This window comes from Mitsuaria sp. TWR114, assembly GCF_007997345.1.
In genome coordinates this window covers 1-16,344 of sequence record NZ_VOSR01000379.1, presented here as the reverse complement: position 1 = coordinate 16,344, position 16,344 = coordinate 1, and the positions used below count along the sequence as shown (strand labels likewise).

Annotated in this window: 16 protein-coding genes; all 16 read right to left on the bottom strand. The window is 70.7% G+C overall.

The annotated features are described in order from the left end of the window. On the bottom strand, positions 1 to 520 hold a 520-nt coding region (locus tag FUT87_RS14475), incomplete at its 3' end, for a C13 family peptidase (RefSeq protein WP_222617155.1). Then, entirely contained in the window at positions 520 to 1,404 is an 885-nt protein-coding gene (locus FUT87_RS14470) for a hypothetical protein (RefSeq protein ID WP_147241456.1), read from the bottom strand. The genes FUT87_RS14475 and FUT87_RS14470, both read right to left, overlap by 1 nt. A 49-nt stretch (positions 1,405 to 1,453) precedes the next feature. Then, positions 1,454 to 2,374 carry an aromatic amino acid DMT transporter YddG gene (gene yddG / locus FUT87_RS14465; RefSeq protein ID WP_186830542.1) on the bottom strand — a complete coding sequence of 307 codons (921 nt, stop codon included), beginning with the start codon at positions 2,372 to 2,374 and terminating at the stop codon, positions 1,454 to 1,456. A 145-nt stretch (positions 2,375 to 2,519) separates the two neighbouring features. Further along, entirely contained in the window at positions 2,520 to 3,383 is an 864-nt protein-coding gene (locus FUT87_RS14460) for a family 16 glycosylhydrolase (protein ID WP_255511842.1), read from the bottom strand. 18 nt (positions 3,384 to 3,401) lie between these two features. Then, positions 3,402 to 4,640, bottom strand: a complete 1,239-nt coding sequence (locus FUT87_RS14455; RefSeq protein WP_147241459.1) for an extracellular solute-binding protein — start codon at positions 4,638 to 4,640, stop codon at positions 3,402 to 3,404. Between the two features lie 41 nt (positions 4,641 to 4,681). After that, positions 4,682 to 5,449: an MOSC domain-containing protein gene (locus FUT87_RS14450; RefSeq protein WP_186830541.1), complete on the bottom strand. Its 768-nt coding sequence runs from the start codon at positions 5,447 to 5,449 to the stop codon at positions 4,682 to 4,684. Positions 5,450 to 5,544: 95 nt separating this feature from the next. Continuing rightward, a complete protein-coding gene (locus tag FUT87_RS14445; RefSeq protein ID WP_255511843.1) occupies positions 5,545 to 6,696 on the bottom strand; it encodes a glycoside hydrolase family 30 beta sandwich domain-containing protein in 1,152 nt (383 codons plus the stop codon). Beyond that, positions 6,609 to 6,947 (bottom strand): hypothetical protein, encoded by a 339-nt coding sequence (locus tag FUT87_RS30740; protein WP_255511844.1) that lies wholly within the window; start codon positions 6,945 to 6,947, stop codon positions 6,609 to 6,611. The genes FUT87_RS14445 and FUT87_RS30740 overlap by 88 nt, the downstream gene beginning before the upstream one ends. 115 nt (positions 6,948 to 7,062) lie before the next feature. Further along, a complete protein-coding gene (locus FUT87_RS14440; protein ID WP_255511841.1) occupies positions 7,063 to 7,593 on the bottom strand; it encodes a rhodanese-like domain-containing protein in 531 nt (176 codons plus the stop codon). A 116-nt stretch (positions 7,594 to 7,709) separates the two neighbouring features. Continuing rightward, positions 7,710 to 8,624, bottom strand: a complete 915-nt coding sequence (locus FUT87_RS30735; RefSeq protein WP_255511840.1) for a patatin-like phospholipase family protein — start codon at positions 8,622 to 8,624, stop codon at positions 7,710 to 7,712. 166 nt (positions 8,625 to 8,790) lie between these two features. Then, positions 8,791 to 10,116, bottom strand: coding sequence for an ATP-binding protein (locus FUT87_RS14430; protein ID WP_147241453.1), 1,326 nt, complete (start codon positions 10,114 to 10,116; stop codon positions 8,791 to 8,793). After that, positions 10,113 to 10,904 carry a response regulator gene (locus FUT87_RS14425; RefSeq protein WP_255489527.1) on the bottom strand — a complete coding sequence of 264 codons (792 nt, stop codon included), beginning with the start codon at positions 10,902 to 10,904 and terminating at the stop codon, positions 10,113 to 10,115. The genes FUT87_RS14430 and FUT87_RS14425 overlap by 4 nt, the downstream gene beginning before the upstream one ends. A gap of 11 nt (positions 10,905 to 10,915) precedes the next feature. Beyond that, complete coding sequence (locus FUT87_RS14420; protein WP_254783569.1) at positions 10,916 to 11,866, bottom strand: intradiol ring-cleavage dioxygenase; 951 nt, start codon at positions 11,864 to 11,866, stop codon at positions 10,916 to 10,918. Between the two features lie 109 nt (positions 11,867 to 11,975). Then, complete coding sequence (gene msbA / locus FUT87_RS14410) at positions 11,976 to 13,907, bottom strand: lipid A export permease/ATP-binding protein MsbA (RefSeq protein WP_091733199.1); 1,932 nt, start codon at positions 13,905 to 13,907, stop codon at positions 11,976 to 11,978. A 130-nt stretch (positions 13,908 to 14,037) separates the two neighbouring features. Continuing rightward, entirely contained in the window at positions 14,038 to 14,922 is an 885-nt protein-coding gene (locus FUT87_RS14405; protein WP_147241452.1) for a hypothetical protein, read from the bottom strand. 6 nt (positions 14,923 to 14,928) lie between these two features. After that, positions 14,929 to 16,032 (bottom strand): UDP-galactopyranose mutase, encoded by a 1,104-nt coding sequence (gene glf / locus FUT87_RS14400; RefSeq protein ID WP_091733205.1) that lies wholly within the window; start codon positions 16,030 to 16,032, stop codon positions 14,929 to 14,931. Positions 16,033 to 16,344 lie beyond the last annotated feature (312 nt).

The window sequence follows — 16,344 nt, the reverse complement described above, 5'->3', positions numbered from 1 at the left end:
CGATCGCCGCGCCTTCGCGGATCTGCGGATTCGAATAACCGTCGGTCTTGCCGGCCTCGCGCTCGCGGACCTCGATGAGTTGGCGCGCCCGCGCATGGGCCTGCGCGAAGGACCAGGTGTCCTTCAGCGCGTCGACGTAGAGCGCCTGCCCGAAGAAGGTCAGCGGCGAGCGCGACCCGCAGCCATACGAGGTGTGGGTCGCGTCGGCCGCCGTCATCACCAGGGTGTCGTCGCCCGCGAGCGGCTCGATCCAGCTGCCCGAGTAGCAGGCCGAGATCGAGATCACGCGCCAGCGGATGCCGGCCTCGTCCAGCCACTGCTTCAGCAGCGCCGGCGTCACCGGCTCGGATTCGAGCGGCCAGGCCTCGGCGGCGAGTTGCCCGTCGCGGCCGCCGTGCGAGGTGAGATGGAGGAGGAGCACGTCCTTGTCGCGATCCATCACCTGCCCCATGCGGTCCAGCGTCCGGCGCAGGTTGGCCTGCGTCGCCCAGGGCAGCGACTCGGTCGTCGACGGGTTCATCACCAGCTGGACGTCCTGTCGCCCGCGCCGAAGCGCGCCGCCATCGCCTGGGCGACGACCGCGCTCTCGCGCTTGAAGACGTCCTCGATCGCGTAGGGCGCGTAGGTGACCGCGTAGACCTTGATCCGATCCGGCTCGGAGCGCGGCAAGGCGTCCAGGGCCTCGGCGATCAGGCGCGGCTGCGCGGCCAGCACGGCCTCGGTGAGCTTCAGGCCCGGGTCGGTGGCGGCGTCTTCGTCGGTCGCGGCCGTGCCGGTGGTCTTTGCCGACGGATCGGGCCACCAGAACATCGCCGGCTGCAACCAGCCGGCGATGGCGACGGCCGCGAGCGCCACCAGGCCCGCGAACGCGCGGGGCGCGGCGGAAGGGATGACGCGCCAGAGCAGGCCCGTGGCGGTCGCCAGCAGCCACATCATCGGCAGCAGCCAGACGCCCCAACGGGCGCCGAGCGGCCAGCTTTCCAGCGGGCCGATCAGTCGCAGCAGCGGCACGAGGAGCAGGCTGACCGCGACGGAGATCAGCGCGCTGTTGGCCATCACCAGGGTCAGCACCACCGACGTGTCGGGCGCCGCGGCGGCCCCCGGCCGCTGACGCGCGGCGCGGACGGCGATCCAGCTGATCCAGATCCACAGGACCGTGGCCGCCCAGCCGTTCAGCACCGCCGGCCAATACAGCCGCGCGGGCCCGTCGATGGCCAGGCGCTGGACACCGAAGGCCAGCAGCAGATGCCCCAGCAGCAGCGCGGCGATCCAGGTCGGGCTGGTGACGAGCCGTTCCCACGGCGGTGCGCGGAAGGTCGCCACGCGGCACGCCGCCAGGCACCAGGCGGCCAGGTCGACGCAGTCCGGCTCGGCGGCGGTCGGCGCCTCTTCGTTCTCGTTCATCCAAGGCCCTCCCCGGCCATGCGTGATCGCGATGTCTTGATCGGGCGGATCATCGCCGTTGCTTCAATCGTTCAATCGGCGCGCCGGGCGCGCGTCGCGCCCCGATCCCCGCCACCAGCGAGCCGAGCGCCACCAGCGCCGCGCCGCCCCAGAAGATCGGCGGCAAGGGCGCGCTCAGCAGCAGCGACGCGAACAGCGCCGACATCACCGGCGTGCCGTTGGCCGCCAGCCCCAGCAGGTGGATGTTGCCGCGCAGCACGCCGAGGTTCCAGAAGGTATAGGCCAGCGTCACCGCGGTGCTCGCCAGCGCGACCTGGATGACGACGTGCATCGACGCCTGCATCGGCACTCGCTCCGGGTTGAGCGCGTGCACCACCCAGAATCCGGCGGCGCTCAGCGCCATGAAGAACCACAGCGCGTTCCGGCCCTCGGCCATGTAGCGGGTGCAGGTGCTGTAGAGCGCCCACACGATCGCGCCGACGAAGGCCAGGCCATAGGCCAGCGGATTCGACGCGGCGTTGTGGAAGAAGCGCGCCAGCGACAGCCCCTCGGGCGGCGAGGACGCGGTGACGACCCCGGTGAAAGCCAGCGCCAGCCCGCCCAGCATCAGCGCATTCAGCCGCTGCCCGCCGGCGATCGCGGAACACAGCACGGTGAGGCTGGGCCACAGGTAATTCACCATGCCGACCTCGATGGCCTCGTGCCGCGTCCGCGCGAAACCGAGCGCGAGCACGAAGCACAGCTCATAACCGACGAACAGCGCGGCGCCCAGCCGCAGGTAGCGCCGCGGCAACTCGCTCAGCGCGCTGCGCGTGGGCAGCAGCAGCAGGGCGGACAGGCTGAACATCACCGCCGGCGCGCCGGTCCGGCCGAGGAACTCGATCGTGCTGCGCGTGACGCCGACGGAGGTGCTCCAGAACAGGATGGCGATCAGGCCGAGCAGCGTGGCGCCTTGGGTACTGCGGGACAAGTGGGGCTCTCGAAGCGGGTCGATGGGCGCGTCGACGGACGTGTCGACGGACCAGGTCATGAAGACCGTCTTGCGGTCTCCGGCCAAGCCGGAAGTAGACCATCGATCCGCGCCGGGTCCGGCGAGCGCCGCCGGCGCCCCGCGTTCAGCGCGCCTGCTGATAGACCCGCACGTGGGCCACCTCGTAGCTGACCGGGAAGATCGCGTCGTCGATCTCCCCGCCCAGGTCGCCACCGATGGCGAGGTTGAGGATCAGGAACTGCGGCTTGTCGAACGGCCATTGCGCCGTGCCCTGACCGAGGTTGGGATAGGCGGCATGCACCTGGCCGTCGATGCCGAAGCGGATCTCCCGGGGCGTCCACAGCATCTGGTAGTCGTGGAACTGGCCGCAGGCGGTCGCCAGCTTGCGGCCGTCGCCGACGCCATGCCCGCCGTGCCCGGAGCTCGTATGAACCGTGCTGAAGACCCAGTCCGGCTTCTGGCCCATGTGCTCGAGGATGTCGAGCTCCCCGGCGGCCGGCCAGTCGCCCTGGCTGCCCAGGGTCCAGATCGCCGGCCAGGTGCCGCGGCCGCAGGGCAGCCGGGCGCGGATCTCGAAGAAGCCGTAGGTCCACTCGGCCTTGCCTTTCGTGATCAGCCGCGTCGAGCTGTATTGCTGGCCGCCCCAGTCGGGCCGCGACGACAGCGCCTCCTTGCGCGCGGTGATGACCAGCCGGCCGTCGCGCACCGCTGCGTTCTCCAGGCGCGGACCGGCGTAGTACTGCTGCTCGCGGTTGTGCCAGCCCTGCTGGTTCATGCCGGTGTCGTGGGCCCACTTCGACGGGTCGGGCAGCCCGTCCCGGTCGAACTCGTCCGACCACACCAGCGTGTAGCCGGCCGGCAGGGCGATCGGCCCGGAGGCCGCGCCGCCCTTGCCGGTCGCGGTCTGCGCCAGCGCCGCGCCACCGTCGATCGTCAGGGCCGCCAACAGCGGTACGGCGGCCCAGCGCCGTGTCATTCGTTGCTTCATGAAAGAGCTCCCTTTCCTTCAGCGCTTCGCGCGCCGCAGCAGCAGCTGCTCGGCATCCGCGAGCGCCGCCTTGATCGTCTTGTGCCCGCGCAGCACCTTGTCCAGCTCGGTCTGCACCACTTCCTCGGCGAACTTGTTCTGCTTGTGGACCGGCAAGGCGGTGATGCGCAGGGCATCGTCGCGCCACAGCAGGCGCGCCCGCTGCCCGCCGAGGAAGTCCACCGGCTCGCTGAAGAAGGGATCGTCGTGCACGTCGCGCAGCGCGGGGAAGGCGTCATAGTCCTTGAAGGCCTGCAGCTGCCGCGCCGGGTCCAGCGTCATCAGCTGGATGAACTGCCAGGCCAGGCGCTTGCGCGCCGGCGCCGACCGGCGCGCGATCGCGTAGAAGGTGCCGCCGTAGGGCACCTGCGAGCCGCCCGGCAAGGAGGCCGCGCGCCACAGGCCCTTGGTCTCCGGCGCGACGAAGGCGTTGAGCTGCCCCACCAGCCACGCGCCCGAGAGCTCCGTCGCCAGCCGCCCCTGCTTGAAGCCCGCGCCCCAGTCGTTGGACCAGGCCTGCACCTTCGCATCCAGTCCCTTCTGGCGGGCGCGCAGGGATACCTCGAAGGCGCGCTCGAAGCGCGGCGTGTTCACCAGCACCCGCGACTCGGTGTCGAAGTAGACGCCCTCGCCCGGCCGCAGGCCGTCGGCCACCAGGATGTCCTTGATCTCCTGCACGTTGGCGACCAGGTAGGCGCCGGTGCGCGCCTTGATGCGCTCGCCGGCGGCGACGTAGCCGTCCCAGCTGCGCGTCAGGTCCTCCGGCGCCAGTCCCGCGCGGTCCAGGATGTCCTTGCGATAGAGCAGGGTCCCCGGGCCGATGTCCGCCGGCATCGCCACCACCGCGCCGCTGCGCGCGATCGCCTGGTCGTAGGCATACGGCACCAGCCGCGCGCGCACCGACTCGATGCCGAAAGGCGGCTGCCGCAGGTCCTCCAGCCCGCCGCCCTGCGCGAAGCGGCCGACGAAGCTGGCCTCCAGCGCCATCACGTCGGGCAGCCCGACGGCGGTCGACAGCGCGGTCGTCATCGCCGTGTGGTGGTCGCTGTACTGGCGCATCAGGATGCGCAGCTCGACGTCCGGATGCAGCGCCTGCCAGGCCGGGATCGCCGCCTTGGCGATCTCGTCCATCAGCGGAAAGGCGGCGACGGTCAGCACCTCGCGCGGCTGCGCCCGCGCCGGCACGACGAGCATGCCGGTCCAGGCGGGCGCCGTCATCGCCGCCAGCAGCCCGCGGCGGGAGAGTCCCCGGCCGGCGCTCAAAAGTCGAGCTCCATCGTCAGGCTGGCGCCTTCGGCCAGCGAGCCGCCCGATGGCGGCTGCAGGTAGACCCCGAAGCGCGAGGCCTGTCCCGGCCAGCGCTGCGCGCTCAGCGCCGCGATCGCCGTGTCGATGCCGGCCTGCGCCTGGCCGGTGTCGGGATCGACGTTGGGCACGACGCAGCGCTCGCACGGCATGCGATGCACGAGGCGCCGCCAGGCGCCCTGCCCGTCGCGCCAGACCATCTGCGTGAGGTGCTCCTCGATGAAGGGCATCCCCGCGTCCGGCCCGTCGCCCAGCACCAGGTTGGGCCGCAGCCGGCGCACGTCCACCGGTCCCAGTCCCAACGTCGCCAGATGCGCGTTGAGCTCCCCCACCGAGGCCGTCGACACCGCATGCAGCGGATGCGGCGCGGTGGCGAGCATCGCCTCGCGCTCGAGCTTCACCAGCCGTAGCTCCTCGCCGGTCAGTTCGCGCAGGAACTGGGCCGCCAGCGCGCCGGCGTCGCGTCCGGCGTGGCCCAGCATGCGACGCTCGCCGGGATGCCAGATCAGCGCCTGCGTCGCCTCGCCCTCGGGCTCGCGCGACAGCCGCAGCGGCTGCTGCCCGCCGCCGCGCAACAGCAGCGCATCCGGCAGCAGGCTCGGCTGGAGCAGCGCCAGCTTCGGATGCGAGCCCAGCCAGGCCAGCTCGCCACGCGCGTCGACCACGATCCATTCGCGATCGCCCTCGATGCGGCCGTCGGCATCGAAGCGAAGTTCGGGCACGCGCGCGCGGCGCAGGACTTCACCGGGTACAGGTAGAGCGCCTCGACGCGGGCGGAGGCGGTGACATCGGCGACGGTCATGCGGTCGTCCCCGCCTCAGCGCGGCAGCAGGTAGGTCGCGATGGAGCGCGCCGGCAGCGCCGCGACGCCGGCCTGGCCGTCGATGCGCAGCGTGAATCGGTGCGCGCGCTCGCTGCGGTTCATCACGACGACGGCGATGCTGCCGTCCTCGTTGAGTGCGGCGGTGCATTCCAGGTCCTGGCTGCTGGCCGAGCACAGCACCCGATGCGCGCCGGGCCGGATGAAGCGGCTGAAGTGGCCGAGGTAGTCGTAGGCGCTCTGCGGCATCAGCCGGTTCTGCTCCCGGTCCGCCAGCATCGGCGCGCTGCACAGGTTGCCGACGTGGTTGGGCCCGCCGGTCTCGTCCAGCAGCAGGTTCCAGTCGATCCAGCCCACGGTCCAGCGATTGAGGTCGTTGATGATGCTGCGCCCGTAGCGCTCGCCGGTCGCCCAGGAGCCGATATGCGGGCCGCCTTCCTGGCAGCCCTCGGTGAACAGCAGCTGCTTGTCCGGATAGGCGTCATGCAGCAGGCCGACGTGGTCGAAGTGGTCCTCGACATACCAGTGGAAACCGCAGCCCCAGACGTACTTCGCCGCCTCGGGGTCCGAGTAGACGACGTCGGCGCGCTGCACCATCTGGTCGCGGTTGTGGTCCCAGATCACGATGCGGATGCGCGCCAGGCCGGCCGCGTGCAGCGCCGGGCCGAGGTGGTCGCGGACGAAGTCGCGTTCCTCCTCGGCGCTGTAGACGCAGGAGTCCCAGCGCTGCACCGCGTCGGGTTCGTTCTGCACCGAGACGCCCCAGATCGGCACGCCCTCGGCCTCGTAGGCCTGGATGAACTTCACGTAGCACTGCGCCCAGGCGCTGGCGTATCGCGGCAGCAGCTTGCCGCCGTTGTTCATCTCGCCATTGGTCTTCATCCACGCCGGCGGACTCCAGGGCGAGACCAGCAGCTTCATCGGCCGGGCGGCGACCTTCATCGCGGCCTTGATCATCGGCAGCAGCGCGCGACGGTCGCGATCGATGCTGAAGTGGGCCAGCGCCTCATCGCCGGGGACCTCCGCATGGGCGTAGTTGCCCAGCGAGAAGTCGCAGCTGTTCATGTGCACCCGGTTGAAGGTGTAGCCGTGGCCGGCGCCGACGTCGAAGTAGGCCTGCAGCAGCGCGTTGGCCTCGGCGGGCGGCAGCTGCTGCCAGGTGGTCGCGGCGGCTTCGGTGAAGGCGCGCCGAAGCCCTCGATGCGCTGGAAGCGCCTGGCGCTGTTCACCACCAGCTTGGGCATGCCGGCGATCGCGGCATCGGCCATCAGCTGCGCGACCGGCTGCAGCGCCAGGTCGGGCTGCGCGGCCAGGCGCGTCGAACTCGCCAGGTCCGCGCCTTTGGCGGACAGCGTCCATCGCAGCGAGGCGCTGGCGCGCCCCGTCGTTGTCTCCGTCATGGGAATGCCTTTGTGCTGCGCGCTTATGAAAGCGCTTTCAAGCACCGAGCATAGAGGCACTCCGTCCGACGGTCAATCCAGGGATGGCCCCAGGAGCGCGAGCGCGCGAGGCCGCTCAGATCGCGATCGCGTCGAAGGCGATGGGGACGCCGCTGGTGGTGCCGGCATTGGGATTGCCGCGCGCGCCGGTCGCGAGGGGGGCGCCGGCTTCCGGCCACAGGGCGAGGCCGCCGGCCAGGCTCCAGGACTGCGCACGGCCGAGGCGGCGCAGCGCCCGCGCCGCCTGCGCGCTGCGATTGCCGCTGCGGCAGAAGAAGACCACCGGCGTGTCGGCCGGCAAGGCGCGCCAGCGCCGCAGGGCGTTGATCAGCGCGGACAGTGGCACCGCCTCGGGCGCGAGCGCCTCGTTCGGGCTCAGCCGCGCCTCGTAGGCCTCGCGCACGTCGACCAGCACCGGCTTCGGATGAGCGCCCTCGCCCAGCAGCGCCTGCAGGCCGGCCACGTCCAGCTCGACGCGTTCCGTCGACCGCGCGCAGGCCACGCGCGCGCCGCAGGCCATGGTCTGGTACTGGGTCGGCGCGAGGTCGTGCTCCAGCACCCCCTTCCCGATCGCGAAGGCCTCGGCGCTGAGCCGGCCCTTGAGCACGCCATCGAGCAGCGGCTGCGCCTCGCATTCGACCGCCAGCGTCGTGGCGAAGCGGTCGTCGTAGTCGTGTCCGGGCAGCAGCAGGCCGTCCAGGCCGACATTGCGCTCCAGCGTCTTCAGCGACGGCCCGAAGGCGGCCGCGCGCTCTGCGCGAAATCGCTGCGGCCGAGCGCGCCCGGCATCACCGTGTCGCCGACGAAGGTCGCGACCAGGTCGCCGCCGGCATGCAGGAGATAGGCGGTCGAGTCCTCGGTGTGGCCGGGGGTCGCCAGGCGCGACAGGCGATAGCCACCCAGCGCGATCACCTCGGCGCCCGCGGGCCAGCCCAGGGCATCTACCCGGCCCGGCCGGGCGTCCTCGGACAGCAACTCCGGCACCGCGTCGCGCAGCGCCTGCGCCGAGGAGGCGTGATCGCCGTGGCTGTGGGTGTCGAGCACCGCCGCCCGCGCATCGCTGAGCGCCGGCCCCTCGGTCTGGATCGGCGCCCGGGAGCCCATGCCGGCATTCATGTAGTCGGCCAGGCTCATGCCGGCGGCGTCGGCCTGGCGCAGCAGGGCCTCGTTGCGGATCCAGGCCGACAGCAGGCTGGTGATGTACCCGCCGCCGGAAACGGAGGACAGGTAGTGGAAGTCCCGCATGACGCCTTTGGCGGCGAGCCCCTGGATCACGCCCAGGCTGAAGGTCGCGCTGCGGATGCCGCCGCCCGACAGGCAGAGCGCCGCCGGAGCCTCATCCTCGCCCAGGCGATGGATCCAGGCGCGGAGCCACTTCAGGCGGGCATCGATCAGCGCCTCGCGCCACCGCTCGTAAGTCGCCCAGTCCGAGCTGACAGGGACTCGGGGATGGTCCTGCTTCCATCGTTGCCGCTGCGCTTCGTCGTCCCAGGGGGGCGGGACCTCGATCCGGCGGATCAGGGCCTGCAGACGCGGTCGCAGCGGGGGCAGCAGCGCCATGGCCTCGGCGATCAGGACCTCGTCGTCGCGCCGCGGCCATGGCTGTGCCAGCGTCTGGCGTTCGGACCCGTCTGGCACCGGGGGCGGTGCTTCGGGCGGGGGCGGTGCTGCTGCGGTCATGGCGGCCTCCCATTGGCTCGTACCGCCAATGTCCCGCGCCGCTTGCCCGCCGGCATCCGGGTTGATTCCGAGCCGTCCGCAACCTTGGGGATGAGCCAGGGACTGCGGCTGTCCCTCGTTCGCGTCAGGCGGTCAACCGCAATTCCGCTGTCAACCCACCCTCGGGCCGGTTGCTCAGCACCAGCGAGCCGCGCTGCCGCAGCGTCAATTCACGCGCGATGTAGAGCCCCAGCCCCGCGCCGCCCGTGTGGCGGTTGCGAGACTCCTCCAGCCGGTAGAAGGGCTCGAACACCGCTTCCAGCTGGTCGGGCGGGATGCCCGGCCCCGCATCCGTCACGCGCAGCCACGGCCCTTGCGCGTCGCGACCCACCTGAACCTCGGCGCGGCCGCCGTAGCGCACCGCGTTGCCGATCAGGTTGCCCAGCACCCGCCGCAGCGCCATCGGCTGGCCCTTGGCCAGCACCTGCGCGTCACCGCCCTCGAAACTCACCGGCATCGCCTGTTCGACCAGGTCGTCCGTCAGCGCCTGCGCCAGTGCGCCCAGGTCCACGTCTTGCAGCGGCTCGGCCGCGCCCGGCCCATCGCCGCGGAACAGCTCCATCACCGCGTCCACCAGCGCATTCATCTCGCGGATGTCCTCGACCGAGCGCTGACGCTGCAGCTCCTCGATGTCCAGCGTCTCCAGCCGCATCCGCAGCCGCGTCAGCGGCGTGCGCAGGTCGTGCGAGATCGCCGCCACCATCAGGCCGCGCTCGTTGAACTGGCGCCGCAGCTGCCGCGCCATCGCGTTGAAGACCTGCGCGCTTTCGCGGACCTCGCGCGTGCCGCGTCGCTCATCGAGCAGCGGCAGCGGCTCCTGCTTGTGCAGTGACTGGCCCAGCGCCTGCGAGGCTCGGACCAGGTCCCGCATCGGCCGCGCCAGCCAGCGCGACGCGATCCAGGCCGCCAGGCCCGTGACCAGCAGGCGGATGCCGTAATCCAGCGTCAGCTCCCAGCCGGTCAGCGCGCGGAACGGACCGCGCCACGGCGGCGCCTGCGCCTGGGGCTGCGCCGATGGCGGCGGCGGGAAGCCATGGAATTCGTCGCGTGACGGCATTGGGAGGTCGCCGGGCAGCGGCACGTCGTGTCCCGGGTCCTCCGGCGGTGGCTCGGATCGCGGATCCTGTAGTCCCTGCGGACCCTGCGGACCCTGCGGACCCTGCGGTCCGGACGGGTGCGGCGGCTCGCGCATCAGACCGGGCAGCGGTGGCAGCGACGGCGCCCCGGGCACGCGCGCGGCGGCGAACTCGCCGCGCGACCAAGTCACCACGCCGATGGCCAGCGCCTGCGCCGCCACCAGCGTGACCCACAGCAGCAGGAAGATCCGCCGCGCCAGGGTGTCGCCGAAAGCGCGCGCCAGCTGCTCTCGCCATGCGGCGAACCATCGCTGCCCGCGCGTCGGCCCGTTCAAGCCTGCACCTGGGCGTCGAAGAGATAACCCTCGCCCCGCATGGTGCGGATCAGGCGCGGTTCCTTGGGCGAGTCGCCCAGCTTCTGGCGCAGCCGGGAGATTGTCAGGTCCACGCTGCGGTCATTGACCTCCACGCCGGGCGCGCGCGTCAGCTCGATCAACTGCTCGCGGCTGAGCACGCGGCCGGGACGCTCGACCAGCGCGCTCAGCATGCGGAACTCCGCGCTGGACAGCGGCACCACGACCTGCTGCGGCGACACCAGCTGGCGCAGCAGCCGGTCGAAGGCCCAGCCCTCGAAGCGGAACTCGCGGCGCGTCTGCGCCTCGTGGTCGCCGCGGCGCGCGCGACGCCGGATCGCATGGATGCGGGCCACCAGCTCGCGGGGCTCGAAGGGCTTGGCGAGATAGTCGTCCGCGCCCATCTCCAGCCCGAGCACGCGGCTGATGGGGTCGCCATGCGCCGTCAGCATGATCACCGGCACCGACGGGTGGTGCTGCTGGATCCACTGGCACAGCGTCAGGCCGTTCTCGTCCGGCAGCATCAGGTCCAGCACGACGACGTCGAAGACCTGCATGGCCATCAGCCGGCGCATCTCGCGGCCGTCGGCCGCGGCGCTCACCGTCACGCTGAACTTCTGCAAGTACGCGTCGAGCGAGCGGCGGATCTCCGCGTCGTCGTCGACCACCAGACACCGCGTCATGCGCGCCTCCACGACCGCGGCCGGCGGCATGCCGGCCTGAGCCATGGACGATACACCGCGCGTCCCGTCGTCTGCGGGGAGCTGCATGGGCCGCGCCCTCAGACCGAGATGCCCACCGTCAGCGTCGCGGTGTAGCCGTTGGTGACGTCGCCGCTCAGCGTGGCCAGCTGCGTGGTGTAGCCGTCGCTGAAGACGTTGTCCGTCGAGAAGCTGATCCGGTTGAAGTTGGTCAGGCTGCTGCTGTAGCCGGACGCGGTGCTGTAGACCGTCGTGCAGACGTCGGTGGGGAACGCGATCTGCGAGGTCTTGATCTTGTTGGCGTAGGAGGTGGCCGCGCTGGCGCTCGGATAGACCTCGAAATGCATGTGGGGCATGCGGCCGTCGTAGCAGCCAGGGAAGATGGTCGTGAAGGTGACCGTGCCGTCGCTGCCGGTGCTTTGCACGCCGCGCAGGTAGTTCTCGTTGACGATGCTCGCGCTGTACAGCGAGTAGCGGCCCTCGCGGTCGCAGTGCCACAGGTAGATCGCGTAGCCCGAGAGGTCGGCGCAGCTGCTGTTGGTGTTGACCAGGTCGATCGTCAGCGTCAGCGGCACGCCGCCGGCCGTGCCGCTGGCGGTGCCGATGCTGCTGCGGATGTCGCTGCGCACGATGCCGCTGAGCGCCAGCGCGTTGGTCACGCCGCTGCCGTTGCTGTTGGAGCCGTCGCCGGGGTAGGGGCCGGCGGTCTCCTCCGGGATGACCGAGCAGCTGCCGGTGGTGCCGGTGCTGCCCGTGGATCCGGTGGAACCCGTCGATCCCGTGGATCCGGTGCTGCCGGTGCTGCCGGTGCTCACGGTGCTGGTGCCGGCGTCGGAGCCGCCCCCGCCGCATCCGATCAGCGACAGGCCGCCGATCCCGGCGAGGCCGGCGAGCAGGCCCAGGGCGCGGCGGCGCTGCTGCAGCACGGCGAGGTCGTGCGCCAGGCCCTGGTCATGGTCGTGGCCGCCCTCGTATTCGTGCGAGTGCGAGTGCGAGTGGTCGTGGGCGGGAGTGTGGCGATGAGGCTGCATGCGGGGCTCCGGAAGTGGATGACCCGCATTGGATCGAGGCGTCTTGTCCGGCGCTTATCGTCTTTGTGTCAAGGCCGACAAGCAGTGAAACAGGCAGGCCCCGCAGCCTTCAGTGCTGCACCTTCACCATGCCGGCGTAGACGCCGTCCCGGGCCATCAGCGCGTCGTGGTCGCCGGACTCGACCACCTGGCCGTCGGCCAGCACCTGGATGCAATCGGCGCGGCGGATCGTCGACAGCCGATGCGCGATCACGATCAGCGTCTTGCGACCCTGCCACTGCTCCAGCGCCTGCTGCACGGCGCGCTCGCTCTCGGTGTCGAGCGCGGAGGTCGCCTCGTCGAAGATCCACACCGGCGCGTCCTTGTAGAGCGCCCGCGCGATCGCCAGGCGCTGTCTCTGGCCGCCCGACAGCTTGCTGCCGTTGGCGCCCACCGTCGTGTCCAGTCCCTCAGGCAGCGACTGGACGAAGTCCCACAGCGCCGCCGCGCGCAGCACCTGCTCGAGCTTGGCGTCGTCGCGCTCCTGCGCGTAGGCGATGTTGTCCGCGATGGAGAGGTCGAACAGCACGATGTCCTGCGACACCACCGCGAACTGGCGCCGCAGGTTGGCTTTGGTCAGCTCGTCGATCGGCACGTCGTCCAGCAGGATGCGGCCGCTGTCCGGACGCTCGAAGCCCAGCAGCAGGTTCACCACCGAGCTCTTGCCCGCGCCCGAGCTGCCGACCAGCGCCGTCGTGCGGCCGGCCGGGATGTGCAGGTCCATGGCCGCGAGCGCGTCGCGGTTGGCGCCGGGATAACGCAGCGTGACCTGCTGCAGCGCGATGTCGCCGCGCACGTCGCGCAGCTCGCGGGTGCCGGTGTCGGGCTCGGGCGGCGTGTCCAGCAGGCCCATGCAGCCGCGTGCCACGACCAGCGCGTTGGTGATGGGCTGCATCACGTCGCTGAGGTGGCGCAGCCGCGAGCTCATGAAGAGCAGCGCGGCGACGAAGGACGCAAACTCGCCCACGCCGGTGCCGTTCACCCGCGACTGGTACAGCGCCAGGCTGACGATGATCGAGATGCCGACGCTGGCCATCAGCTGCGACAGCGGCTGCGCCATGGCGTTGGAGGCCGCCGTCTTCAGCGTGCTGCGCTGCACCTCGCGGGCGCGCTCGGCAAAGCGGCGGCGCTCGTAGTCGGCCGCGTCGAAGCTGCGCACCACGCGCCAGGCGCGGGTGACGTCCTCGATCACCGAGACCAGCCGCAGCTGCGCGTCATAGGCCCAGCTGCCCATACGCCGCACGCGCCGGTTGACCTTGCGCACCACGAAGGCCAGACCCGGCACGGTGATGAGCGAGAGCAGCGTCAGCTTCCAGTTGATGAAGAACAGGAATCCCATCAGCGCCAGCGCCGGCAGGCCGTCGCGCAGGATGGTGATCAGCGCGCCGGCGATCAGGGTGACGACATGCTGCGGATCGTTGACGACCTTGGTGACCGCGGTGGCGGGTTGAAGGCTGGTGTAGACGCGCGCGTCCGCGCGCAGCAGCACCTGCAGCAGCGCGGTGCGGATGTCCATCACCGTGCGCGAGATCGTCCAGTTCAGCATGTACTGGCCGCAGAAGGTGAACAGCCCGCGGACGGCGAACAGGCCGATCAGCACGATGGGCACCATCCAGATCGGGAAGCTGTAGTTCCGGTTGACCTCGGCCAGCGAGGGCCGCGACGGCGACGACGCCGCGGACGCGGACGGCGCGACCACGCCGGCCGACGATGCGATCGATGCGGCGGCGGTGGTTGAAGCGGCAGGCGCCACCGCCGGCGCGGACGCGGCCGGCGCGCCGCCCGGGATCGAGAAACCGGCGACGTTCGTGGACTTGGCGTTGAAGCCCTCGCCGAGCGCATAACCCAGCAGCTTGGGGATCAGCGGCTCGGTCGACGCCACCAGGACGAAGGCGATGACCGACAGCAGCAGGCCCCAGCGGTGCGGCTTCATGAAGCGCCAGAGGCGGCTCGCGGTGGGGCCGAGCGGTTCGGTGTCTTTGGCGGAGGCTTGATCGGTCATGGCGCAGGCCGGCGCCGGGTGCGAGGCACCGGCTCAGGCCAAGGGGATCGAAGGAGGAAGCGGCGATTGTGCCGGAGTCCCGGGTCGTCCCGGGCCGCCCCGATCGGGCCGGCGCGGCCGCGAGGGGGGCTCAGCGGCAGTCGTCGAGCCAGTCCGCCACCACCCGGGCGATGCGGCGCTTCCACCGCACCCACTTGTTGGGGGTCTCCCGGCGCACGAAGCTGCGGTGGTACCAGGCGGTGTCCACCAACTGGGGGGCTTCGCGGGCGATCAGGTCCAGGCTGGCCTGACGCAGGATCTGCCGTTCCTCCCAGGCGGTGCGGCCGTTGCGGTACACCTTCCCCCCGCTGGTCACCGGGCGGCGATGGCTGGCCATCACCGCGTCCAGCAACGCGGTGCGCGTCTGGCCGCGCAGTTGCTGGAGCGTCGGGATCATGAAGCGGTCCAGCCCCCAGGACGAGATGTTGTCCTGGTAATGCGCGCGCGCGGCCATGAACAGATCGCCGCGGTAGAACGGCATCATCACCTCGACCCAATCCACCTCGCGGTAGATGCGGTGCGGCTGATGCCGCATCCAATGATGGGAGTAGGGGCTGTCGTGGCTCAGCGAGGGCGAGAACACGTCCAGCCGCTCGCACCGGCCCAGGTGCAGCGCGGTGTTGATCTGCGCGACCGAGAGCAGGATGTCATCGTCGATGATGCCCACGTACTCGGGCCAGGGGCCATTCCCGACATTGGGTTCGACGTCGGCGATGGTGGCGGCCAGATGGTCGGCGAGGTGCTTGAAGATCTCCCCCTTGCACTCGGTCGCCGCGGCGAGCACGGTGACCGCCTGCCCGCGCAACTCACGCGGGCCCGGCGCCTGGCGGCCGGTGTAGTCGAACAGGACCCAGTCGAACTCGGGTGTGGCGTCCAGGTGCATCAGGCCCAGCGGCAGGCTGACGCCATCCCAGGACACCAGCACGAGGGGACGCCGGACCGCGTCGCGCGGCCGGTCTTCGGAATACAAGCTCATCCGTCTTCAGGCCTGCGGCGGTTCCAGCAGGTCCTGCGCCGTCTTCAGCGAGGCGGCGACGATCTGGTCCATGTTGTAGTAGCGATACTGCGCCAGGCGGCCAACGAAGGTGACGCCCTCGGCCTTGTCCGCCATCTCGGCGTAGCGCTTGTAGAGCGCCTCGTTCTCGGGCCGCGGCACCGGGTAGTACGGGTCGCCCTCGGCCTGCGGGTACTCGCGCACGATCGACGTGCCGGCATGCGTCTCGCCGGTCAGATGCTTGAACTCCGTGATCCGGGTGTAATCGTGGTCGTTGGGATAGTTGACCGTGCCCACCGGCTGCACCTGCGCGGTGGTGGGCAGGTGCTCATGGTCGAAGCGCAGGCTGCGGTAGGGCAGCGGGCCGTGGCAGTGATCGAAAAATGCATCGATCGGGCCGGTGTAGATGATGTGCGCGCCGGGGAAGTCGCCGCGAACATCCTGGAAGTCCACGCCGGTGCGGACCGTGATGGCGGGATGATCCAGCAGGCGCTCGAACATCGCGGTGTAACCATCCGCCGGCATGAACTGGAAGGTGTCGCCGAAGTAGCGGTCGTCATCGTTGCTGCGCGTCGGGATGCGCGCCGCCACGCCGGCCGAGAGCTGCGAGAGGTCCAGCCCCCACTGCTTCTTCGTGTAGCCCCGGAAGAACTTGTCGCACAGGTCGCGGCCGACACTGTTCAGCACCACGTCCTCGCTGGTCTGGATCGGGTCGCGCGGCTCGCGCACCGTCTCCAGGTAGCCCTGCACCTCGTCCTCGGTCAGCGACAGGCCGTAGAGCTGGTTGATCGTCGTGCGGTTGATCGGGATCGGCAGCAGCTGCTCGCCGACCTTCGCCAGCACCCGGTGCTCGTAGAAGCGCCAGGTGGTGAAACGGGACAGGAACTCGAAGACCTTCTTCGCGTTCGTGTGAAAAATGTGCGGACCGTACGGGTGGATCAGCACGCCGTGGGCATCGCGTTCGTCGTAGGCATTGCCGCCAATGTGCGGCCGCTTGTCGATCAGGTGGACGGTCTTGCCAGCATCGGCCAGCACGCGCGCGCAAACCGAACCGGCGAAGCCGGCGCCGACGATGAGGTAATCAGTCTTCATGGTTCGGCCTGGCGGCCGTCTCCTGCTTCTGGATATGCGCGGATTGTGGCCGCGCCCGGCGGGGAAGGGACTCGGAACAACCCAGTTTTGGGGCGGGATTCTCGCTCTCCTGCGCAACGCTCGGAATTCACTCTGGATCGAGGACTGCCCCGCCCGGCGGCGTGGCGGGGCAACGCTGGACCGAGGACTGCCAGTACAACGAGTCCGAATTCGCGCAGATGGTGGCGGACCGCTACCAGACCGATCACCACGTGGAGATGGTCCAGAGCGACGACTTCGACCTGATCGACACGCCTGGCGCGGCTCTACGAC

Excerpts from the sequence above, each read along its gene's own strand:
- FUT87_RS14470 (WP_147241456.1), bottom strand. The coding sequence starts at position 1,404 with ATGAACGAGAACGAAGAGGCGCCGACCGCCGCCGAGCCGGACTGCGTC.
- FUT87_RS14460 (WP_255511842.1), bottom strand. The coding sequence starts at position 3,383 with ATGAAGCAACGAATGACACGGCGCTGGGCCGCCGTACCGCTGTTGGCG.
- FUT87_RS14455 (WP_147241459.1), bottom strand. The coding sequence starts at position 4,640 with ATGACGGCGCCCGCCTGGACCGGCATGCTCGTCGTGCCGGCGCGGGCG.
- FUT87_RS30740 (WP_255511844.1), bottom strand. The coding sequence starts at position 6,947 with ATGACGGAGACAACGACGGGGCGCGCCAGCGCCTCGCTGCGATGGACG.
- FUT87_RS14425 (WP_255489527.1), bottom strand. The coding sequence starts at position 10,904 with ATGCAGCTCCCCGCAGACGACGGGACGCGCGGTGTATCGTCCATGGCT.
- FUT87_RS14420 (WP_254783569.1), bottom strand. The coding sequence starts at position 11,866 with ATGCAGCCTCATCGCCACACTCCCGCCCACGACCACTCGCACTCGCAC.
- msbA (WP_091733199.1), bottom strand. The coding sequence starts at position 13,907 with ATGACCGATCAAGCCTCCGCCAAAGACACCGAACCGCTCGGCCCCACC.
- FUT87_RS14405 (WP_147241452.1), bottom strand. The coding sequence starts at position 14,922 with ATGAGCTTGTATTCCGAAGACCGGCCGCGCGACGCGGTCCGGCGTCCC.
- glf (WP_091733205.1), bottom strand. The coding sequence starts at position 16,032 with ATGAAGACTGATTACCTCATCGTCGGCGCCGGCTTCGCCGGTTCGGTT.